This window comes from Magnetococcales bacterium (genome assembly GCA_015232395.1).
Classification (GTDB): Bacteria; Pseudomonadota; Magnetococcia; order Magnetococcales; family JADFZT01; genus JADFZT01.
The window spans coordinates 1-22227 of record JADFZT010000076.1; the positions used below are offsets into that span (position 1 = coordinate 1).

The 22227-nt window shown below is 56.9% G+C and carries 20 protein-coding genes; 13 read left to right on the forward strand and 7 right to left on the reverse strand.

Features of this window, described 5'->3' with window-relative positions; all coding sequences use genetic code 11:
* Positions 1-146 precede the first annotated feature (146 nt).
* Both HQL52_16595 and HQL52_16600 read right to left on the reverse strand, forming a co-directional pair.
* Positions 147-2300 (reverse strand): AMP-binding protein, encoded by a 2154-nt coding sequence (locus tag HQL52_16595; GenBank protein MBF0371070.1) that lies wholly within the window; start codon positions 2298-2300, stop codon positions 147-149.
* A 71-nt stretch (positions 2301-2371) separates the two neighbouring features.
* Positions 2372-2854, reverse strand: coding sequence for a ferritin family protein (locus HQL52_16600; GenBank protein ID MBF0371071.1), 483 nt, complete (start codon positions 2852-2854; stop codon positions 2372-2374).
* Positions 2855-3025: 171 nt separating this feature from the next.
* Between HQL52_16600 and amrS the strand changes: the two genes are divergently transcribed.
* Complete coding sequence (amrS, locus tag HQL52_16605; GenBank protein ID MBF0371072.1) at positions 3026-4084, forward strand: AmmeMemoRadiSam system radical SAM enzyme; 1059 nt, start codon at positions 3026-3028, stop codon at positions 4082-4084.
* Positions 4085-4319: 235 nt separating this feature from the next.
* Positions 4320-5756, forward strand: coding sequence for a membrane-bound lytic murein transglycosylase MltF (gene mltF, locus HQL52_16610; GenBank protein MBF0371073.1), 1437 nt, complete (start codon positions 4320-4322; stop codon positions 5754-5756).
* A 105-nt stretch (positions 5757-5861) separates the two neighbouring features.
* Here the strand turns inward: mltF and HQL52_16615 are convergent, their stop codons facing one another.
* Complete coding sequence (locus HQL52_16615; protein ID MBF0371074.1) at positions 5862-7232, reverse strand: hypothetical protein; 1371 nt, start codon at positions 7230-7232, stop codon at positions 5862-5864.
* Positions 7233-7540: 308 nt separating this feature from the next.
* Here HQL52_16615 and HQL52_16620 point away from each other — a divergent pair, with 308 nt between their 5' ends.
* Positions 7541-8212, forward strand: a complete 672-nt coding sequence (locus tag HQL52_16620) for a hemerythrin domain-containing protein (protein ID MBF0371075.1) — start codon at positions 7541-7543, stop codon at positions 8210-8212.
* Positions 8213-8538: 326 nt separating this feature from the next.
* Here HQL52_16620 and kdsB read toward each other — a convergent pair whose 3' ends face one another.
* Both kdsB and HQL52_16630 read right to left on the reverse strand, forming a co-directional pair.
* Positions 8539-9276, reverse strand: a complete 738-nt coding sequence (kdsB, locus tag HQL52_16625) for a 3-deoxy-manno-octulosonate cytidylyltransferase (protein ID MBF0371076.1) — start codon at positions 9274-9276, stop codon at positions 8539-8541.
* A 26-nt stretch (positions 9277-9302) separates the two neighbouring features.
* Positions 9303-10193, reverse strand: a complete 891-nt coding sequence (locus tag HQL52_16630) for a DUF3108 domain-containing protein (GenBank protein MBF0371077.1) — start codon at positions 10191-10193, stop codon at positions 9303-9305.
* Between the two features lie 306 nt (positions 10194-10499).
* Here HQL52_16630 and HQL52_16635 point away from each other — a divergent pair, with 306 nt between their 5' ends.
* The 7 genes from HQL52_16635 (at position 10500) to HQL52_16665 (ending at position 17820) form a co-directional block, all read left to right on the forward strand.
* Positions 10500-11078 carry a D-sedoheptulose 7-phosphate isomerase gene (locus HQL52_16635; protein MBF0371078.1) on the forward strand — a complete coding sequence of 193 codons (579 nt, stop codon included), beginning with the start codon at positions 10500-10502 and terminating at the stop codon, positions 11076-11078.
* On the forward strand, positions 11071-12555 hold the full coding sequence (gene rfaE1, locus HQL52_16640) for a D-glycero-beta-D-manno-heptose-7-phosphate kinase (protein MBF0371079.1): 1485 nt from the start codon (positions 11071-11073) through the stop codon (positions 12553-12555). The genes HQL52_16635 and rfaE1 overlap by 8 nt, the downstream gene beginning before the upstream one ends.
* Positions 12556-12719: 164 nt before the next feature.
* On the forward strand, positions 12720-13673 hold the full coding sequence (gene rfaD / locus HQL52_16645; GenBank protein ID MBF0371080.1) for an ADP-glyceromanno-heptose 6-epimerase: 954 nt from the start codon (positions 12720-12722) through the stop codon (positions 13671-13673).
* Positions 13674-13821: 148 nt separating this feature from the next.
* Positions 13822-14844 carry a lipopolysaccharide heptosyltransferase II gene (gene waaF, locus HQL52_16650; protein MBF0371081.1) on the forward strand — a complete coding sequence of 341 codons (1023 nt, stop codon included), beginning with the start codon at positions 13822-13824 and terminating at the stop codon, positions 14842-14844.
* Between the two features lie 75 nt (positions 14845-14919).
* Positions 14920-15906 carry a lysophospholipid acyltransferase family protein gene (locus tag HQL52_16655; protein MBF0371082.1) on the forward strand — a complete coding sequence of 329 codons (987 nt, stop codon included), beginning with the start codon at positions 14920-14922 and terminating at the stop codon, positions 15904-15906.
* A gap of 1 nt (position 15907) precedes the next feature.
* Positions 15908-16945 (forward strand): lipopolysaccharide heptosyltransferase I, encoded by a 1038-nt coding sequence (waaC, locus tag HQL52_16660; protein MBF0371083.1) that lies wholly within the window; start codon positions 15908-15910, stop codon positions 16943-16945.
* Positions 16946-17061: 116 nt separating this feature from the next.
* On the forward strand, positions 17062-17820 hold the full coding sequence (locus HQL52_16665; protein MBF0371084.1) for a glycosyltransferase family 2 protein: 759 nt from the start codon (positions 17062-17064) through the stop codon (positions 17818-17820).
* 58 nt (positions 17821-17878) lie between these two features.
* Here the strand turns inward: HQL52_16665 and HQL52_16670 are convergent, their stop codons facing one another.
* Positions 17879-18301 (reverse strand): VOC family protein, encoded by a 423-nt coding sequence (locus tag HQL52_16670; GenBank protein ID MBF0371085.1) that lies wholly within the window; start codon positions 18299-18301, stop codon positions 17879-17881.
* Between the two features lie 36 nt (positions 18302-18337).
* Positions 18338-19558, reverse strand: coding sequence for a glycosyltransferase family 4 protein (locus tag HQL52_16675; GenBank protein MBF0371086.1), 1221 nt, complete (start codon positions 19556-19558; stop codon positions 18338-18340).
* A gap of 123 nt (positions 19559-19681) precedes the next feature.
* Here HQL52_16675 and HQL52_16680 point away from each other — a divergent pair, with 123 nt between their 5' ends.
* The 3 genes from HQL52_16680 (at position 19682) to HQL52_16690 (ending at position 21883) form a co-directional block, all read left to right on the forward strand.
* On the forward strand, positions 19682-20782 hold the full coding sequence (locus HQL52_16680; GenBank protein MBF0371087.1) for a glycosyltransferase family 4 protein: 1101 nt from the start codon (positions 19682-19684) through the stop codon (positions 20780-20782).
* Positions 20783-20961: 179 nt separating this feature from the next.
* On the forward strand, positions 20962-21258 hold the full coding sequence (locus tag HQL52_16685) for an STAS domain-containing protein (GenBank protein MBF0371088.1): 297 nt from the start codon (positions 20962-20964) through the stop codon (positions 21256-21258).
* A 331-nt stretch (positions 21259-21589) separates the two neighbouring features.
* Positions 21590-21883, forward strand: a complete 294-nt coding sequence (locus HQL52_16690) for an STAS domain-containing protein (protein ID MBF0371089.1) — start codon at positions 21590-21592, stop codon at positions 21881-21883.
* Positions 21884-22227 lie beyond the last annotated feature (344 nt).

Consider the following 22227-nt stretch of genomic DNA (forward strand, 5'->3'; position numbering starts at 1 on the left):
ACCATTCTGGCATGGAAAAATCGTGTCAAGAAATATCGTGCTGCCACCTCATTTTTTTTGGGGGGGCGAGCAGTTACAAAAAAAGTTCAACTTGACGATAGGCTGTCACTTTTTTCAGATCAACCCATGGCCTGACACTCAAAAAATCACTCTTGATCGGCCAGTTCCAAAACCATCTCCCGAGCCTTCAAAAAATCAATCTTCCCCGAGCCCAGGATGGGGACTTCCTCGATGTGGATGATTCTTTTGGGGATGAGGATTTCTGCCGCGTGCTCTTTACGGGCCTGCTCTATCAACTCCTTGAGGTCCGGATTGGGGCGTTCGGTGAGGATGAGGATGCGTTCGCCTTTTTTGGGGTCTGGCAGGGTGATGATGGCGTGGCGTTCGTTGGGCCAGGTGTTGGCGGCGAGGGCTTCAACCGCGGCGAGCGACACCATCTCGCCCCCAATCTTGGCGAAACGTTTGGCCCGGCCCACAATCTGGAGATAGCCCGCTTCATCTTCTGCCACCACATCCCCAGTGTCGTACCACCCTTTACCCATGGGGCCTGCCGGTGGGATCGGCTCCCTTCCCGCCCCCTCCTTCAGGTAGCCCACCATCACATTTTCCCCCTTCACCCAGAGCCGCCCCCCCACATCCACCCCTTCCACCGGTGCCAAATGCCTGGCCATCCCCGGCAGAGCCCTGCCCACGCTGCCGGACAGGTTTTCCATGGGGGTGTTGACCGAAATCACCGGGCTCGTTTCCGTGGCCCCATACCCCTCCAAAATGCGAATGCCGAATTTATCACGCCACAAGCGGGCGGTCTCTTCCCGCAACGGCTCCGCCCCGGCAAAAACCAGCTTCAGGGTGTGAAAGTCATAGGGGTGGGCCACCTTGCCGTAGCCTGCGAGGAAAGTGTTGGCGCTGGCCAGAATGGTCGATTGGGTGCGATAGCAGGTTTCCGCCACCCCTCGATAATCCAGGGGTGACGGCAGCAATATCCCCTTCATACCGGAAAAAAGCGGTGCCAGGGTGCCCACCGTCAGACCAAAGGCGTGGAACATGGGCAGGGCGTTGAGCAGGGTATCCCGCTCATTAAAATCGACCCGGGCTTTGATCTGGTTGAGATTGGCCTGAAGATTTCCATGGGAAAGCACCACCCCCTTGGGGGTTCCTTCCGAGCCGGAGGTAAACAAAATCACCCCCGGATCATTCCGATCCACTCCCTGGCTCCATCGGCGATGAAAAAAGAGGGGCATCCGGGAAGTGACGAACCCCTTCAACAACATCCAAGGATTCAGCTCTTTTTTTAGATCCTCCAGCAGGAGCACCCGCGCCACCCCCTTGAGATGATCGTGGGCTGCCTGGAGCTTGGCTTTTTCGATAAAGAGCCTGGAAGAAAGAATCGTCTTTACCCCGGCCAACCTTGCGGAAGCCGCCATCGCTTCAGGGCCTGCGGTAAAGTTGAGCATCGTTGGAGTGCGTCCCAACAACTGCAAGGCAAAAAAGGTGATCAGCCCGCCCACCGTGGTGGGTAGCAACACCCCCACCCGCTCTCCGGGTTGGGTCTGTTTTTTCAGCAGTTGGGCAAGGATGGCGGTGCGGGTGAAAAAGGATCCCTGGGTGGCCTGGGTGCCGCTGCCCTCCTGAAGCATCACCCGCTGGCTATCAAAGGGGCGACAGTTTTCGATCAACCCTTCCCAGAGGGTTCGATGGATGGGCCTCCCCTTAAAAGCCGCAGCAACAAGCCAATCCCCCACCAACCGCTCCTCAGCCTGACGCATGCCTGGAGCTTCTGGTTTTTCTCGTATCGGGGCTGGATCAGGGGATGAAAAATCGAGAACAATCCCCCTCCGGCGGGTCAGGAGATGCCAAAAGGAGAGCTTGCGGCTGCCCCAAAGGTGCCCGACAATCCATTTGGCCCCCGCCTTTCTGGCTGCTGACAAGGGAAACGCCGCCACCTTGGCGATGGCATCGGCTCCCGTAGCCCCTCCCTCGGGAAAAGCAAAGGCCACCCCACCCCCTGACAGATGATCCATCAGGGTTTGATGGTGACCCGGGCGGGTAAAATCAACCCCCAACCAGTTGATCCAGCTATAAAACCGGACCACAAAAGGGGGACGTTTTTCCCGAATGTCGTAAACGAAAAGGGTATCGGCAGGCAAAAACAGCGGGAGCAACCACCAATCCAGGGGGGCTGGATGGTTGGCAATCACCATCACCCCACCCTCTGCCCCGGACATGGGCTGCACCCCCCGGAGACGAATATCCAGAAGGTGAACCGCAAGCCTATGGCAGAGGGTGTGGCGAAGGTTCATGGTCGCCAAATGGTCATATCATGAACCATCCCCACACCCTGGAGGGCCTGGAGGATGGTCGCAGGCTGGGATTACAGGCCGGGACGATCTTCGTCATCCATGTCCAGGCCATTGAGCAATCGGACCAGCTCATTTTCATGCTCTTTTTCTTCTTTGACGAGCTCCAGGCAGTAGGCCTTTACATCGTCGTTGGTAGCGACAGCAGCCAGTTTTTTATAGTTCTCGCCAGCATTGGCTTCCATCCTGATACCAAATTCCAGAATCGCCCGCATGTCGCCATCCTGGATGATTTTCATCTCATCATCGGAAATGGTGGCGTCGGTGTTGTCTTCCAACTCTTTGAGATAGGCCTTGGCATCGAAATCAGAGGCACAGGGGGCTCCTGCGGCCTTTTCCAGCAGATCCCGGGCGTGACCATCCTCCATGTCGGCAAAATTCAGCAGGAGCATGCGGGACTCGTCGTTGCGCGCCAAATCAGCGGCCTTATAATAGAAGGCAGAGGCCTTGACTTCGTTGCGCAGTGCGGCTTTGAAAAAATCGGTAGCAGTTTCCATGAATTTCTCCAGTCTTAGATCCTGGTGGATTTTTTTCCCCAAACAGGGCTCCCTTTTTTGATGGGCTCCCCCTTTTTTTGGCCGTATTAAGGCACAGAAACCATCGGAATTCAACTCCGCCAGGGGAACTTTCCGATAAACAGGGATTCAAAAGAGGATGGAAAACCTTCCATGAAGGCCCGTTATTGGCACTTTTCAAAGGATGGTCGCATCCAGTGCGACCTCTGTCCCCACCACTGCCAACTGGCTGAAGAACAACGGGGTCTCTGCTTTGTCCGGGCCAGGCAGGGGGGGGAAATCGTCCTCACCACCTATGGCCGCTCCAGCGGATTTTGCGTCGATCCCATCGAAAAAAAACCCCTCTCCCATTTTTTACCCGGCACCTCCACCCTCTCCTTCGGCACCGCCGGATGCAACCTCACCTGCAAATTTTGCCAAAACTGGCATATGAGCAAATCCAAACGCACCGATAGTCTGTCAGAATCCGCCACCCCCGAGCAGATCGCCCAGGGGGCTCAACGTAATCACTGCGCCAGCGTCTCCTACACCTACAACGATCCGGTGATTTTTCTGGAATATGCCGTGGATACCAGCATCGCCTGCCGGGAGCGGGGGGTTCGTAGTGTGGCGGTCACCGCTGGATATATCGATCCCGAGCCTGCTGAAAAATTTTTTTCCCACATGGATGCCGCCAACGTTGATCTCAAGGCTTTCAGCGAAAAATTTTATCGAAAATTAACCGGCGGCCACCTGCAACCGGTGCTGGATGTGCTTCAATATATCAAACATGAAACCTCGGTCTGGCTGGAAATCACCACCCTCCTGATCCCCGGTGAAAACGACTCCGAAGGGGAGTTGCAGGCTCTCACCCAATGGGTGGCAGAGCATTTGGGGCCCGATGTCCCCATCCACTTCACCGCCTTTCACCCGGACTGGAAGCTCAACCATCTCCCCCGAACCCCGTCGCACACCCTGACCCGGGCTCGCAACATCGCCCTGCAAAACGGCCTTCGTTATCCTTTGACCGGCAACGTCCACGATCCCCAGGGAGCGACGACTTGGTGCCACCACTGCCAAAAACCCCTGGTGGAACGGGTGGGGTGGCAGATTCGCGGCTGGCATCTCACCGATCAAGGCGCCTGCCGTCACTGCGCCACCCCTTGTGCCGGGATTTTTGAAGGTGCCCCCGGCGACTGGGGGGCTCGCCGCCACCCGGTGCGGTTATCCTGAATCTGCGATGGAAGGAGGAATAGATGCCCCCTATCTTGAGTTGATGGACCCATCAAAAACATCCGGAACCCTGCACCATCACACCACTTTATTCAATCTTACCCTTACAAACCAACAGGCTATATCAACCATACCGCCCCAGCTTACGAAGCGAATATTATCCATCCAATAATTTTTTTATCGCTAAGCCCCTTCCTCTTTTCCAAAAGGATCAGAGTCTGCTAATAATGGGGTTATGCTCGCTCTGAAAAAATCACGCCCTCCTCGCAAACCCCGCCTGGCTGCTCTCTGGTTGCTGGGGCTATTGGGAAGCTCTCTGCTCGTGGGCTGTGATCTGCGCCTGCGTCAGCCGGTGGTAGAGGAGATTCGTGAGCGGGGATCCCTGGTGGTACTCACTCGCAACGCCCCCACCACCTATTTTGAAAACCGCGACCAACAGAAAGCAGGGTTCGAACACGACCTGGTGGTGGCCTTTGCCCGGCATCTGGGAGTTACGCATCACTTTAAGATTCTCAACAACTCCAGCGAAATTTTTGAAAGTCTGCGTCGGGGTGAGGGGGATCTGGCAGCAGCGGGCCTGATCCGCACCGCTGAACGGGAGCTGGAGTTCCGCTTTGGGCCGGACTATCAAGAGGTGGATCAACAGGTGGTGTGTCGCCGGGGAGGGCGTCGGCCCACGGACATTCTGCGCCTGGCTCAAGTTTCCCTGGCTGTGGAAGCGGGAGGAGAGCACGAAACCCGCCTGCAAGAACTCAAAGATCTGGTTCCAGATCTCACCTGGCAGTCAATTCCAGAGCTATCCACAGAGCATATCCTGGAAAAGGTGTGGAAAAAAGAGGTGGACTGCACCATTGCCGACTCCCATGTGGTGGCCATCAATCGGCGCTACTATCCCGAGCTGGTGGTCAAATTTCCCATCAGCGCCACCCAACCCCAAGCCTGGGTGCTGCCCAAACGGGCCATGCTGCTGCAACGGGAAGTGATCAACTGGTTTCACAACATGGAGGAGAGCGGCCAACTGGCGACCCTCTATGATCGCTATTTTGGCCATGTAGAACCCAACCACAACGAATACGACTATGTTGAACACCGCAGTTTTTACTCACGGGTAAACGAGCGTCTGCCGGAATTCAAGGAGCTGTTCCAGGAAGCCGCCGATCGCTATCTGATTCCCTGGCAACTGCTGGCTGCTCTAGCCTATCAGGAGTCCCACTGGGATCCCTCAGCTACCAGCCATACCGGGGTTCGGGGCATCATGATGCTGACCCGCTCCACAGCCCGCTGGATGGGGGTGAAAAATCGCCTGGATCCCCAGGAGTCGATCCTGGGAGGAGCGTGGTATCTGGCCAACCTCAGGCGGCGTCTACCCGAAGAAATTCAGGAACCGGACCGCACCTGGATCGCCTTGGCTTCCTATAATGTGGGATTGGGTCATATCCGGGATGCCAGGGAGCTTAGTCGGGAGTTGGGCAAAAACCCCAACCTTTGGCGGGATCTGCGTACGGTACTGCCCCTGCTCTCCCGGAAAAAATATTACAAACAGCTCAAAAGCGGCTATGCCCGGGGCTCGGAGCCCATTTTTTTCGTGCGCCACATCCGCCGATATATGGACATCCTGGAGCAGATGGAAAAGAGCGCCGAAAATCCCACCGCCTCCCGCAAATCCAGCTAAACCCGACCCACCAGCCCCATCTGACTCCGACCCACCAGCCTTGACACCATGGGGTGTACCCTCAACCCCACCCCAATCCGATCAACCATCCCTCGCCAAACCGGATCAGGAAATCACCTGCCCCCCATCCGGCGTGTTTTCCAAGTTACCTTTATCCAGAGGGCCTCCCGGTTTGAAGAAGGAATCAAAGTCAGGCATTTCCGGCGCTTCCGGGGGCTCTTGCCGCCAGGCAAACCAGATGGAATAGGCCAATATCACTCCAGAAACCCCCAAAGCCACCCCCCCCGCTGGAATGGCCCATTCATAGCCCAAACCCGCTGCCAGAGAGAGCAACACCACCGACAGGGTGTGGGCGATAAAATGAACCCGGGCCACCTTTTCCGGCACCAGATCGTCCATCATGGGAATTTCCACCAACCCCGCCAAGTTGCTGAAGCGGTGAAACCAGACCAGGAACGGGACGATTTTATAGAGCATGCCCAGGATCACCGAGGTGGCCCATCCCATGATGAAAAGCACCCCGAAGAGAAACCGCCATGCCTCCCCTTCCTGGGCAGGCCAGGTAGCCAAAACCAGCAAGGACAGTGCACCGGAAAGAAATCCCAACTGCCAAAAACGAAAGGTCAGATCCGGATAGGTCCGTTTTCGCCGAACCAAAAGCTTGGCGGTAATGACGCTGTAAAACCCCACTGCGATCAATCCAGGCCCTCCGGCCAACCACCAGATATCGGGCGTTTCGGGATAGAGATAGAGGGCGGCAGGCAGCAGCAGCAAGGTTGCCGAAACACCCGCCAGGATCCACCCTCCCGCCCGGGTGGGAAACTCAGGCATCATGTAAAACATCGGCAACACCTGAAAAGAGACCCCCATGATCAGGGTACCTATCCAGCCGAGAAGCCCCCAGGTAAGGTGAATCCCCACCATCGCTTCCCGATCCAGAGCCATAAAGCCGTGGGCATACTCCCCCAGAAAGACCGCCCCCATGGCCAGGGTGGAAGCCAGAGCCACGGAGGAAATACCCATGGCCCAGACCGAGGGGTGGCGGGTGGCAGCTCTGAAGAGGGCCACATAGATCTGGATCAGGAAAAGCCCCACCGCAGGTCCCAGCCCCACAGAAGCGGCCAAAAGCCACCAGGCGTGACCGTCAGCCCCAATCCCCAGGAACATCGACACCAGCCCGAAAATCAACAAACCATGGACCCAAGGGACCAATCCCGGCCAGGGGACAGGCACCCCCGCCAAAACCGGAAACATCTGATAGAGCGCCCCCACCATCACCATGGTGATCCAACCGAGTACCGCCAGATGGACCAGGGCGACGGTCTGGGGAACCAGGGGAGCCAGGAAAAGATCCCCCTGCCACAAAAAGAGCACCACACCGGCAAAAATCATAAAAAGCGGTGCGGTGGCAAAAAAACGGAACGGGATGTGAAGTGGCGGCGCTTGATCGACATGAAGTCCGCTGGTGGAGATCATCTGGTTGGTTTCCCTGGCAAAGTGAACCGGTGACGGTTATCCCCATCATCCGGTGATGGTTTGGTCAGTGGTCGGATTAAAATTGGAGACAAGATCAACTCCATCAGACACACACTCTCTTGAAAATATCCTGGATTAAGGGCTATGGAGTTGATTTTCGTCAATGGATTCCGGGGGATTTTCTCTTAATATTCCCCATCCTCATTCTGCATGAATATCTCCCCTTCGGCTTGACCGCCCTGTTTTGCTATGATGCCACGTCCCGCAAGCAAGGGGAGATGAGACTATGACCGATTTCGGAGAGTGTAATGGAAAATATTCTGGATTTGAACGACGCCGATGATCAATCCGGCTTGACCCAGCTGAGCGCCCGTTTTAACGATACCGACGGTGGGGGGATGTTCGAGGTAACCGCCCAGCGGGATCTGCGCCCCCTCCTGAACGCCTTTCAGGAATCCAACTGGGGTAGCTTTAACTGGTTTCCCCTGAAGGATGGCCCTGAAACCTGGCTGGTATCGGTCAATCGCCTGCCCCAGCCCCAAGCCACCCGCCAGGTACGGGAGTTCATGACCTTTGATCACCGCCGTTGTGATGATCTCTACGCCCAGTCGGAAAATGCCGCCAACGGGGGAGACCAAGCCACGGCCATAGAGGCCTACAATCGCTTCGAGCTGGGCATGATCCACCATTTTCGCCTGGAAGAAGAAGGCTTTTTCCCCGCTTTCGAACGCACCACCGGCATGACCCAAGGCCCCACCATGGTGATGCGCATGGAGCACGAACAGATGCGGGGTATTATGAAACAGATGCGCCAGGCTGCGGACAACGGCGATATGAAAGCCCTGGTCCGGGGTGGTGGCACCCTCCTGGTGCTCATGCAACAACACAATCTCAAGGAAGAGCAGATGCTCTACGCCATGGGGGATATGCACCTGGGTCAGGAGAGCGACAACCTGCTCAAGGAGATGCAGCGGATGTAGATGGCAGAGCAGAGCTGAAAAAATAGCGCTGAAAAAAGGTGGGGCCTGGAGGATCAGGGCTCACCTTTTTTTTGGGAAACAGCCAGCCTGTGTAGGATGTGGTGAGCTGTGCGAACCGCATCGTTTGAGAGCTGCCAAAACAACTCAAGCGTTTGAATTGTTTATGCAAAACCAACAGGATGATTGACGGGGGAAACAACTTGGATGATGGAATGTGGTCTTGATTGATGCGGTTCGCACGGCTCACCGCATCCTACATGAATGACACGGATGACACGGATGGTACGGGTAAAATCACGGTATCAACCAAATAAGCCCCACTGGATTCAGCTCTGTTCAAACAACCCACGCACCCGCTTAAGATCATCCGGCGTATCGACCCCGATCACCTCGTGTGAAGTCTCAACCACCCGAATTCGATAGCCGTGTTCCAAGGCCCTCAACTGCTCCAGGCGCTCCCGGGTTTCCAGGGGAGTGGGAGGGAGCTTTGAAAAAACCTGCAAAAAATCGGCCCGATAGACATAAAGCCCGATGTGGCGCAGCATTCCTTCCGGTTGGGGGCTGTCAGCCTCCCGGGTCAGGGGAATGGGGGCTCGGGAAAAATAGAGGGCAAACCCCTTTCGGTCGCACACCACCTTGACCACATCAGAGTTGATCGCCTCCGCTGGATTCGTCAAAGGGTGCGCAAGAGTGCCCATGGGAATCTGGGAATCTTCCCGCAAGGGTTGCAGGGCAGCGTCGATCATCTCCGGATTGAGCAGAGGCTCATCCCCCTGGACGTTAACCACCAGATCCGCCCCCAACCCCCGAACCGCCTCAGCTACCCGGTCGGTGCCGGAAACGTGATCGGGAGAGGTCATCACCGCTTCTCCGCCAAACCCCTTGACCACCGCCATAATGCGCTCATCATCCGTTGCCACACACACCCGGTCCACCCGGGCGCTTGCGGTGCGCTCATAGACGTGTTGAATCATGGTGCGACCGGCAATATCAGCCAGGGGCTTGCCCGGCAGGCGGCTCGACTGATAGCGGGCCGGTATCACGGCGACGACAGAATGGGCCATGGCGTCTTAGACTCCCCTCTTCTGCATCATTCGCTCTCTTCCTCGATTTCCCCCCGCCCCCCCCGACCATCCTCATAATAGGTCAGGTCAGCAGCGGCGACGCCCACCTTGACGTTGGCCTCCACCCGGATGGGCAGGCGGCGGTCGTCATCGGTAAACCAGATGGTGATGGCCCCGCTGTGGCGGAAAAGATCGGAATATTTGACCCGTATTTCAGCAGGATAGGCCTGAAACCAGCCGAGAGGGGTGGCGATATCCTTGGCCTCACCGACGGAGACCAGGGCTTCATAATGTTTTTTGCCATCCATGATGGGCAGTTTAAGCTTGGCACCAGGCTTGAAATCTTCCCTGGCGCGCAGGGCATAGACCACAGTGAGGGGATCGTTGGCTTCGGCAGAGACCTGTTGGACCCGCTCGATACGGCCCTTGTCCAGCTGGCGCAGGACCACCTCTTCCTCCCGGATAAACTGATGATCGGTCAGCCGATAGCGGCCATCCTTGAGCTGCTTTTTGATATAATGGATGGCGCTCCAACTGTCAGGCAGACGTATGCCGGAAGATTTTAAAAGATCTTCCACCGGGTGAAACCATTTCACCACACCGATGGATTCCAGAGTCGCCGTGATAAAAAAAAGGTCCGGCTTGGGCGCATCCAGGCGCATGGTGGCCTTTCCACCGGGCACCCCGATCCAGTGAATGTTAAAACGCAGAATCTCTCCAGGCGCTGCTCCCAGCTTGGGCCAGGTTTTCCGGGCAGCGGCGTTGGCCTCCGGAGAGATCAGCCCCTCACTGAACAGTGATTCCTCTCCCAGGAGGGTCTCCTCGGGAGCGGCCACAGCCAGAGAATGGCCCACGAAACCCGGCAGGCCCAAAACAAGCCCGATCACCAGGAGGCTCAATATGCGGATTGATTGCACGCTTTGTTCCATTTCAGTTGTGTGACGGCCTTTGTTAAAATGTTCTTTAAGAGGCTGTTTGGTGATTGCGTCCTGCTTGCCGCGGCGGCGTTAAAATCGTGCTCAAATCCTCACGTACTGGAGTACGCTCCGGTTTTCCGCGCGATTTTGCCTTGCCGGGGCGGCGCAATCCACAATCACCAAACAGCCTCTAAGAGCCGGGCGGTTTTGTGTTTAACCCCATTTCCGGTTCGTTGCCGGTGATAACGGCTTCTGCTAAGTTGTGACCGTTCTTTCAATACCCTTTTGAGGCCCAGGTTTCCACCCATGATCGACATCGAACACGCTTTTGAGGAACACCGCACCATGGTAGCGTCTTTGGCTGCCCTCACTCCGCTGATGACCACCATCGCCCAGCGTATGAGCGATTGCATCGCCCAAGGTGGTTGCATCTACTGGATGGGCAACGGCGGCAGTGCCGCTGACAGCCAACATCTGGCAGCGGAACTGGTGGGCCGTTTTACCCGGGAACGCCGGGCGCTGGCCTCGGTGGCCTTCACCACCGACACCTCCATTCTCACCGCTGTGGGCAACGATTATGGCTATGATCAGATTTTTTCCCGACAAGTGGAAGGGCTCTGTGGTCCAAAAGATGTCGTGGTGGGCATCTCCACTTCCGGCAACAGCCCCAATATTTTAAAAGCCATGGCAGCCGCCCGGGAGATAGGCGCCTATACGGTCGGCTTTACCGGCAAGGATGGGGGCGCTCTGAAATCCGCAGCGGATGACTGTCTGGTGGTACCCTCCCCCATTACCGCCCGGATTCAGGAGGGACATATTCTGGTGGGGCACATTCTCTGCGACTGGGTAGAGGCTTCGGTGATGGGCTCTGACACCCATGTTTGAAAACCGCCCCCACGTTCTCACCGCCCTGGAGACGGGATTTCAGGGACAAGCCATCCTGGTGGTGGGCGACATCATGCTCGACCGCTACCTCTGGGGGGATGTCTCCCGTGTCTCTCCCGAGGCCCCGGTCCCGGTGGTACGACTCATCCGGGAGACCGAAAGCTGCGGGGGAGCTGCCAACGTCGCTTTAAACCTCGCCCACCTGGGCCTCTCTCCACGGATTGCAGGCTATGTGGGGATGGATACCGAAGCCAAACAGTTGGTCAATATCCTGCAAAAAGCAGGCATCAACACCGATGCTGTCCACCCCCTGGATGATCGCCCCACCATCACCAAAACCCGGGTGATCGGCGGGCATCAGCAAATGCTGCGTCTCGACCGGGAAGAGACCCTGGCGATCCCCAAAAAAGATCAAAACGCCCTTTTACAGGCGATCCTGGCGGATTTAAATTCCGACACCCCACCCGCTGCGGTCATTTTGTCCGACTATGCCAAGGGGGTACTCTCCAAGGAGGTCTGCCAGGAGATCATCACCTGCGCCCGGACTCTGGGCTTGCCGGTATTGGCCGATCCCAAAGGGGTGGACTATCGCAAATATAAAGGGGCCACGGCCCTCTCCCCCAACCGCCAGGAGTTGGCCAGCGCCATTCCCCTGCAAGTGCGGGAGCTGGAAACCCTCCTCGCCGCCGGAGAGCGGTTTCGGGATGAGATCGGCGTTGATTTTTTGGCCGTCACCTTGAGCGAACAGGGCATTGCCCTCCTGGACGAAAAAGGCATCCAGCGCATTCCGGCCATGGCTCGGGAGGTGTTCGATGTGTCTGGTGCGGGGGATACGGTCATCGCCACCTTTACTGCAGGCCTCGCGGTGGGGTTGAGCCGGATGGACGCGCTGCAACTGGCCAATCTGGCTGCGGGAGTCGTGGTGGGCAAGGTGGGCACCACCCCCATCAACCGCCAGGAGCTGCGGGCGGCTCTCAGCACCAAAGAAGCCAAGGGGGAGTCGGAAAAAATCCGCACCCTGGAGGGAACTCTCGCCCAGGTAGAGGTGTGGCGGGAAAAGAATGACCGCATTGTTTTTACCAACGGCTGCTTCGACCTGCTCCACGCAGGCCACGTAGACTATCTGGAAAAAGCCCGCGCCTTGGGGGATCATCTGATTTTGGGACTCAACACCGACCGCTCGGTGCGCGCCCTCAAAGGCTCTACCCGCCCCATCATTCGGGAGCAGGACCGGGCAAGGGTGGTCGCCGCCATGAGTGCAGTGGATCTGGTGGTGCTCTTCGATGAAGAAACGCCTCTGCGGCTGATCCACGCCATCAAGCCCGACATCCTGGCCAAGGGGGCGGATTATACCGAAGAGCAGGTGGTGGGGGGGGTGGAGATCAAGGCCTGGGGGGGAAAAGTGGCCCTGGTCACCCTGGTGGAGGGACAATCCACCAGCCGGATTGTGGCGGATATCCGGGATGGCTCGGAGTGAGCGGTTCGGAGTAAGCCCAGGGGGATGGTTCCCAGTGAACCCAAGCTGAAAATTGGCCTTTCGTTTACTGATCCACCGGCGACAGGCCACCGTCATCTGAAAACAGGCCGGAACACGCTGAATCAACGAAAAAGCATCTTCATTTTTTCCACGGGAGTTTTTCCATGTTTATCGTAACGGGTGGTGCGGGCTTTATCGGAGCCAATGTGGTGGACGGTCTCAACCAACAGGGAGAGACCGACATCCTGGTGGTGGATAATCTGAAAAATGCCACCAAGTTTCGCAACCTGACCGATTTAAAATTTGCCGATTTCATGGATAAGACCGAATTTATGGAGAACCTCAAATCCGGGGTTTTCAACAACCATCCGGTAGAGGCCATTTTCCATCAAGGGGCCTGCTCCGACACCATGGAGTATGATGGCCGCTACATGATGGAAAACAACTTCACCTACTCCAAGGTGCTGTTTCATTATGCTGCCAGCAAAAAGACCCCTTTCATCTATGCCTCCAGCGCCGCTACCTACGGAGCCAGCTCAACCTTTGTCGAGCACCCCGACAACGAAGGTCCCCTGAATGTCTATGGCTACTCCAAGCTCCTCTTCGACCGCTATGTGGAACGGATTTTGGATCAGGTGGAAAGCCCGGTTGCCGGCATGCGCTATTTTAATGTCTACGGCCCCCGGGAGATCCACAAAGGCAAAATGACCTCCATGGTCAACCAGCTCCACGATCAAATCCGGGATAAGGGGGAGGCCAAGCTCTTTGAAGGGACTGGCGGTTATGGTCCCGGGGAGCAACGCCGGGATTTTATCCATGTCGGGGATGTGGTCAAGATCAATCTGTTTTTGGCCTCCGCCCCTCTCAAGCAGGGCATCTTTAATGTCGGCACCGGTCAATCCCGCTCCTTCAACGACATCGCCAACAGCGTGATTCAACTTCTCGGCAAGGGCAAAATCACCTACAAGGAGATGCCCGAAGTGCTGAAGGATAAATATCAGAGCTTTACCGAAGCGGACATCACCCGTCTGAAAAATGTCGGTTATGATCAACCCTTCGCCACTCTGGAAGCGGGGATTGCCGCCACCATGGAAGCCCGCAAAAAGCTGGAGGGGTGAGCTGACGGATTGATGTGGAATCTTGCGGGCCAAAGGCTTTTTTCGATTGTGACGCTCATGCATCTGAAAGTGTCGCCATGGGGCTATTTTCCCTCTGCCGCCCCTGCTGCCCCAGCCGCTTATACCTGGGGTTGGGCCTGGAACCCTCATGACTAGCGCCGCCCCCGTTCTGGTGGTGGGTCCGGCCTGGGTGGGGGATATGGTGATGGCCCAAAGCCTCTTCAAGGTGCTCAAAGCCCGCGCGCCCCTCGCCCCCATCGATGTTTTGGCCCCTCCCTGGAGCGCCCCTCTGATCTCCCGAATGCCCCAGGTGCGGCGGATGGTGACCATGCCCCTGGGTCACGGCCAGCTGGGCCTGGCAGAACGCTATCGGTTGGGCAAAAAACTCCGGAAAGAAGGGTATGGCGAGGCGATCCTGCTCCCCAACTCCCTGAAATCCGCCCTGACGCCTTTTTGGGCCAACATTCCCAAACGCACAGGCTTTGTCGGGGAGATGCGCTGGGGGCTTTTGAATCACGCCCGCAAGCTCGATAAATCCAAGCTCCCCCGCACCGTGGATCGCTTCATCGCCCTGGGACAGGAACCAGACACCCCCCTCCCCGATCCCCTGCCCCTGCCCCAACTGCAAGCTTCCCCTGAAAATGCCCGGCAGGTGATGGCCCGTCTGGGCCTTGCTGACACCGACCAACCCCTGCTCGTGCTCTGCCCCGGTGCGGAATATGGCCCGGCCAAGCTCTGGCCCGGGGAATATTACGGGGAGGTAGCCCGAAATCGAATTGCCAAAGGGTGGCGGGTGTGGGTGGTGGGGAGTCCCAAGGATAGTGCCACCGCCGCCCAGATTACTGCCCGTGCAGGAGAGGCCTGCCAGGACCTCACCGGCCAGACCTCTCTGGAGGAGGCGGTGGATCTGATCGCCCTGGCCCATGGGGTGGTGACCAACGATTCCGGCCTCATGCATGTTGCCGCCGCCCTGGATCGTCATGTCATTGCCCTCTTCGGCTCCTCCGACCCCAACCACACCCCGCCCTTGGGCGTAGACGTGGAGGTGCTCTCCCTGGGGCTGGCATGCTCCCCCTGCTTTGAACGCACCTGTCCGGAACAGCACCTCAATTGTCTGAAGGATATCCCTCCCGGTGAGGTGCTCAATCTTCTGGAAAAGAGGTCACTTTAAGCGCTGCGTGGGATCATCCATCCGCCGGAGCCAGAGCCACTCCCATGGGCAAAAAATCATTCCCGGAGTATCACCATGAGCCGTACTGAAAAGCCCCCGAAACCCGCCCACTATCTGGAATGGCTGGCGGTCAAAGGCTTGGTCTCCCTGGTGCGGGCAGGCTCACTGGATGGGGCCTACCGCCGTATTGGTGGGCTCTCACGCCTGGGCCGAAAGATTCTCCGCTCGGAGTGGAACTGGACCCTCACCAACCTGAAGCTGGTCTATGGCCCAAACCTCTCGGATGCAGCCCGGGAGCGACTGGCTACACTGGTATTCCGCAACCTGTTTTTCAGCCATATGGAGGGGATGCGGGTTAATGAAATCCAGTTCGAAAATGAAGGATTGCAGCATCTGAAGGCCGCGTGTGAAATGGAGCGGGGGGTGATCATCTGCGGGGTGCATGTCGGTTCCTGGGAGCCGGGATTAAAGCGCCTGGCCGAAGCGAGTGGCCGCCCCACGGTGATCGTCTATCGCCACGCCAACAATCCTTTAAGTGAAAGGGTGTTTCAAAAGCTCCGGGAACCCTATGGTGTGGAGTGGGTGGCCCGCCGAGATCCCCGGGGAGCGATGCAGGCGTTGCGGGATAAAAAAATCTTGGGATTGATGACCGACATCAACATTCGTCAGGGGGGGATTGCCGCCCCCTTCCTGGGGCTTCCCGCCATGACCCCTGTGGGCCCGGCCAAGCTCGCCATGCGCTTCGGCTCCCCCCTGCTGCCGATCATTGCCACCCGGGAGGCACAGGGGCGTTCGGTGTTTCGGGTGGGGGAACCTATCGAGCCGTTGGCCAAGGGGTTGGGAGAGAAGGGGGAGATTATGCTCACCACCCGGATCAACACCGCCTTTGACGACTGGATCCACACCTATGCCGAGCAGTATAACTGGCTCCACGCCCGCTGGCGCACCCGCCCGGATGGTGCCCTCTGGCGATATGACGATCCCCCCATCGATCAGATGTGGAAATCTCGCACCACGCCCTTTGCCACCTTGAGTGAGCGGGTGATGAAGATGATCTCCTGATATGCGTCTGCTCCTCATCAAAACCTCCTCCATGGGGGATCTGCTCCACACCCTGCCCGCGCTAACCGATGCCAGGCAGGCCGTCAAAGGGCTGGAGTGCCGGTGGGTGGCTGAAGAATCCTTTGCCCAGATTCCCCTCTGGCATCCCGTGGTCAAGGAGGTCATTCCCGTGGCGTGGCGACGCTGGCGCAAAGATCTGGCCAGTCCCAGGAGCCGGGGTGAAATCGGGCGTTTTATGGCGCAACTGCGCCAAGAGCCCCACGATCTGGCTTTGGATGCCCAGGGGCTTATTAAAAGTGCGGTGATAACAGGTATTGCCGGGGGGGTGCGGGCCGGGCCGGATTTTCACTCAGCCCGGGAACCCCTGGCGGCTCTGTTTTACAACCGACGCCACCCCTCTCCCAAAGGCCCCCACGCCGTCCATCGCCTCCGACGGCTTTTTGCCGAGGCCTTGGGCTATTCCCTGCCGGAAACACCCCCCGATTATGGCATCGATCCAGGTCGATTTGACGCGGTTCCCGCCGAGGAAGGGGCGTTTGTTTTTCTCCACGGCACCACCTGGCGCACCAAGCAGTGGCCCCAACGATTTTGGCGGGAGCTGGCTGGTATGGTCGCCAAGGCTGGGAGCGTGGTCATTCCCTGGGGGAGTGAGGGGGAAAAAATCCGGGCCGAGCACATTGCGGCGGTCAACCCTGAAAAGTGCCGGGTGTTGCCGAGGATGGATATCGAAGGGCTTGCCGCGATTCTCCTCAAAGCCCGGGGGGTGGTGGCTGCGGACACCGGTCCGGGACATCTGGCAGCGGCTTTAGGGGTGCCGACGGTCAACCTCTACGGCCCCACAAGCCCGGCTCTGACCGGTACTGTCGGAAACCACCAAGTACACCTCACCGGCAGCTGCCCTGATGCCCCCTGCCTCAAAAAAAAGTGCCCCTTTCCCCCAGTCGAAGACCTCCACCCCCCCTGCTTCGAAACCCTCCATCCAGAACAGGTCTGGCAGCAGTTGCAAGCCTGCACCGACCGAAGCAATCATCCCCATTGAGGAGAGCTTCGGCCACTGTGACCACTACCCGGCCCAGCTGTACCAATATGCATCACTCTGTGCCAAAATAACTCTGGAACAGACCAAACCGTCCCCTTTGATTCAGGACCGCTGCCATGCCCCCCCACCCCATCTCCGTGGTCATCATCACCCTGAACGCCGCTGATCAGCTCCCCGGATGCCTCGAAAGCGTGCCCTTTGCCGATGAAATCCTGATTGTCGATTCCGGCTCCACCGACCAAACCGGCCAGATCGCTGAAAAATTCGGTGCCCGGGTTTTAAAGCAATCATGGTTGGGCTTCGGCCCCCAGAAGCAATTCGCCGTAGCCCAAGCCAAAAACCCCTGGGTGCTCTGTCTGGATGCCGATGAGGCCGTGGATGAAACCCTGGCAGCCAGCCTGCAAAAAGAGATCGAAAATCCTGGTTATCTGGCCTACCGGATGGCCCGACGCAATCGCTTTATGGGGCGTTGGTTGGGGCATGGGGAGGGATACCCCGATGAAAAACTGCGTTTTTTTCACCGGGATCATGCCCAGTGGAGCCGGGAGCCGGTACATGAAGAGGTGGTGACTGAAAAGGCGGTGGGCAGGCTTCAGGGAGAAATTCGCCACCGTTCGGAAGAGGGGCTGGAGAGTTATCTGGCCAAGCAAAACCGCTATACCACGGTGCAGGCCGAGGCGTTGGTGGCTTCCGGCAAGAAAATCAGCCCGAGGCACCTGCTCCTCTCCCCCCCGGCCCGTTTTATCAAATTTTATATTTTGCGCCGGGGCGTTTTGGATGGCCTGCCCGGTTTTGTCCACTGCATGATCGGCGCTTTCAGCAGCTTTTTAAAGTATGCCAAAGCCCTCTCCCTGGTTCGGGAAAAAACCGGGTAGGAAAGTTTGAAAACAGTTTTTCAACAAAGCCTGAAACGAAACAGCAGATACCCGGACTTCAACGCTTGGGGGTATCTTGTGGCCCGATCCAAAAGAAGGGATTGTGGGCTATCTCCCACAGGTGACCATCGGGATCCTTGAAGTAGCCGGAATAGCCTCCCCAAAACACCTTTTGTGGCGTTTTGACCAGCTCAGCCCCCGCCGCTACGGCCTCAGCCATCACCTGATCCACCTCCACTTCTGAAGCCACATTGTGGGCCAGGGCAAAGCTGTTGAAGCCACGCCCTTCCCCGGATACCGTGGCATCCTCTGCCAGGGCTTTCCGGGAATAGAGTCCCAGCCAGCTGCCGTTCAAGGTGAAAAAGGCCACCCCCTCCCCCGGAGAATCCATTTTCGGAAACCCCAAGCCATCCTGGTAAAAACGGACCGACTTTTCCAGATCATCAACCCCCAACGTGATCATGCTGATACGCGGCTGCATGGCACTCCTCCCAGCTTTCCCGGTAAACCCATCCAATCAGTGGCCTGCCAGCAGGCTCTGATAGAGGGTGATGAGCTTTTCGGACATCTGCGTGAGAGAGAGCGATGCCACCGTCTCCCGGGCAGCACCTCCCATCCTCCGGCGATTTTCACCCGCCATCAGATAGCCCATGTTTTCCACAAGCTTTTCCAGGTCCAGGGCATCCCCCAAAAGACCGTTGTCGCCATGATGGATCAGATCCACTGCCCCACATTTCAAGGAGGAGATCATCGGCAATCCGGCAGCCATGGCTTCCAGGGCGACGTTGGGAAAGGGATCATAAAGGGTCGGCAGCACAAAGGCGTCGGCCATACCGTAAAAGGGCGGCGTCTCCTCCTGGGGTCCGGCCAAAATCACCCGCCCATCCAGGGGGGATCCTGCCATTTTCCCCTTGAGTCGCCGAGTGGATTTATCCTTGCCCACCACCACAAGATAAACCGACTCAGGCAGCTTTTTCAGGGCTTCCAGCAAAATCGGCACCCCCTTGCGCTCAAACCCGGAGCCGACAAAAAGAAACACCACGGCATCGAGGGGAACACCCCACTTTTGACGCATCGCTTCACGGTGTTTCAGGGATAGATCCGGGTGAAAACGATCCAGATCCACCCCGCTATAGATCACATGCATCCGCTCCCGGGGAAAGCCATAGTGGTGGTGGATCTCCTCCTGCACCATACGGGAGTTGCAGATGACCGCCTTGAGCTGGGGGCTGGCGTAAAGCCCTTTTTCCGCTGCCAGGACATAGTGATGATAGGGGCTCAGAGCGCTCCCCAACCGGGAGGACCAACCCCGGGCGCGGGCGCGCTGGATGAGCCATTCCCGATGGACCCCATCCCCGGCCCGGTAGAGATCGCAACAGGGAATGTGGATGTGGGACTGGACCAGATCAAACCGGGAGGCGGTGAGTTTATGACAGACACAGCGGGCAAACCCCCAATCCCGCCAAAACCGCCCCAGATAGGGGGGAGAGCAGAGCAGACGGGCCATGCCGCTCTCCTCGCGCTGCCAGCTGCGGGCCACCAGGGTGATTCCCACCCCCTGTTTTTGCAGTGCCCCTACCGCCCGGGCCAAAAACCGCTCCGCCCCACCAAAGGCGGTATAACGCTGGCGGATCAGCGCCAGGGTCATGGGTTTGGAGGCGCTCCCGGAGGATTTTGTGGGGTTGGAGGCCTCCCCCTGCTCCAGGGCGTTTGAACTGGCTGCGCTTTTTTCGTACATTTTCCCCTGGCCCGACGCTCTCGGTCATAAAGCCCGGGGGTGTGCTCCGGACTGGATATTCTTAACAAAGGGAGTTGAACTTATGCCCAACAACCGGTCCGGATCAAGGTGGCCCCGTCCCTCATGACACCCTTACGCATGCTTCACACCGAATCCTCCCTCGGCTGGGGGGGGCAGGAAATCCGTATCCTGACTGAATCTGCAGGCTTCGTCCAACGGGGCCATTCAGTTAAAATTTTAGCCCCCCGCCAGAGCAATATTTTTAAAGTGGCCGGGAATTATGGCGTCGAAGCGGTCCCCTGTGAGATGGGGGGGAAAAACATCCCGAGCCTGAGAGCCACCATTCAAACACTCCGGGAGCATCCCGCAGATATTCTGCTCAGCCACAGCTCCACCGACAGCTGGCTAGGCGCCATCGCCACCCGGTTTATTTCCACGCCCCCCCCCATCATCCGGGTGCGTCACGTCTCCACCGGGGTACCCACCAACTGGCCCACCCGCTGGCTCTACAGCCGGGCCGCCCGGCACATCGTCACTACCGGTGAGATGGTCCGGGAACAGATGATCCGGGTGAACGGCTTCCCTCCTGAGCAAATCACCTCCATCCCCACCGGCATTGACCGGGAAAAATTTAAACCGGGAGACCAACTCACTGCCCGAAAAAAACTGGGACTACCAGAGAGTGGCTTGATCGTCGGCATGGTGGCCACCATGCGCAGCTGGAAGGGGCATAAGTTTTTACTCCCGGCCTTCGCCCAAATGCAAGATCAGCAGGCCCGGTTGCTCCTGGTGGGAGATGGCCCGGTGCGGGGTAACATCGAACGCCAGATTGCGGAGTTAAATCTGAAAGAACGGGTGATTTTGGTGGGTAATCAAGAAAATGTCCCCCCCTGGTTGCAGGCGATGGATCTGTTTGTGCTCCCCTCCTATGGCAACGAGGGCATTCCCCAGGGGCTGATGCAGGGGATGCTCACGGGGCTGCCGGTGATCACCACCCGGGTGGGGGGAATCCCGGAGATCGTCGAGGATGGTCAGACCGGTATTTTGTTGAGCCCCAAAGATGTCCCGAGCCTTACCAACGCCTTGAATGAACTCCTGAGCCACCATGAGCGCCGCCAACAGATGGGCCGCAACGCCCTCCAAGTGGCCCAAGAGCGGTTTGGCCTGGAGATCATGTTGGATCGCATGGAAGAGATCATCCGCCGAATCATCGCCGCCCCTTGATCCAATCAGACCATTTTGGCTACAGGATTGCTATCAGCTGATTCTTTGCAGACTCAATGCTATCAATGACAATCCATTTTATTAACAAAAAGTCACTGTGCTTGATTTTTCAAGGAATGATGGTAGGTTGATCCATAGGTAATCTCACTTCAAATGAATTGTCTTCGGGGGGAAGCATCATGCAAGTCCAGACAAATTCATCTGGCACCTACATTATCACCATTCCTGTGCGCTTCACATTTAAAGAGCATAAAATATTTCATTCAATCTACTGCAACAACAAAAAACATTCAAAATATATTCTTGACATGAAGAACGTCACTTACATTGATAGCAGTGCTTTAGGCATGATTCAACTGCTTGGAGATCACGAAAGCGTCGCCAAGAGGCAGGATCTGAAAATCATCAATACCAGCAAAAATGTCAAAAAGATGCTGCATATTTTCCAGTTTGACAAGCTATACACCATTACCTGAAAAGATCATCGACCCGTAAGCAGACCGCGAAAAATTCCCAGCATCCAGCGAAGCCCCCTCACCCCCTTCCGCCCCCTGTGACAGCTTTTCTGGCCGTCTTACTCCAGGGCAAAACGATTCTCCCAGGCAGCTATTAATTCAACATTTAGCCCCATCAAAAAACATGACCCAGTAGAATGAGACATAACTGACAGCCACTCTGTAAAGATTCCGTAACAGCTGTAAAGAAAGCATCACATTTCTTGACTCCTGTCCCCCCGGTGCTAGAGTCCAAAACCATAAGGCATGTCATTTCAAGGGACTTATTTATGGATGAACAAGGGGATGTACGATGAAAATTGAAAAAGATAAACGGGGCCACGTCATCTCTCCAACGGAACACTTCACCTTCAAGGAGCACAAAGAGTTTCATTCAGCTTATGCCAGAATCAAAAAGCCCACCAAATATATCCTCGACATGAAAAATGTCAAATATGTCGATAGCAGTGCTCTGGGTATGATTCAGCTATTGGGGGATCACAGCAGCGTGAAGAGTAAACGGGATATCAATATCATCAATGCTCACGAAAACGTGAAAAAGTTTTTTACCATTTTTAATTTCGACAAGATGTACCGCATTTCCTGAATGTGAGGCTATCCAAGAGGGGAACCCTCAGACCGCCATGCTGTCAGGTGCCATGGGGGTTCTTTCCTGGAAAAACGCTATCCTTCCCTTCCCCCTGTACAACATAAAGATCACCCCGGATCAAAGCCTGCCGACTCCACCGATTTTGACTCTTTCCCGCTTTTTTTCATCTCCTGCGCCAGCATAATACAACTCCTGTCAGGCCTGGAAACATGGATCCATTTTCAGGTGAGAGAAAATCTGCCAGCTTGCAGGCCAGCAAAACTTGTAACTATTCAGCTTCGTTAGACTGCATGAAGGAGGGCCGCTGACCTTCAAACAGCAATTGCAGGGCTTCGGAAGCG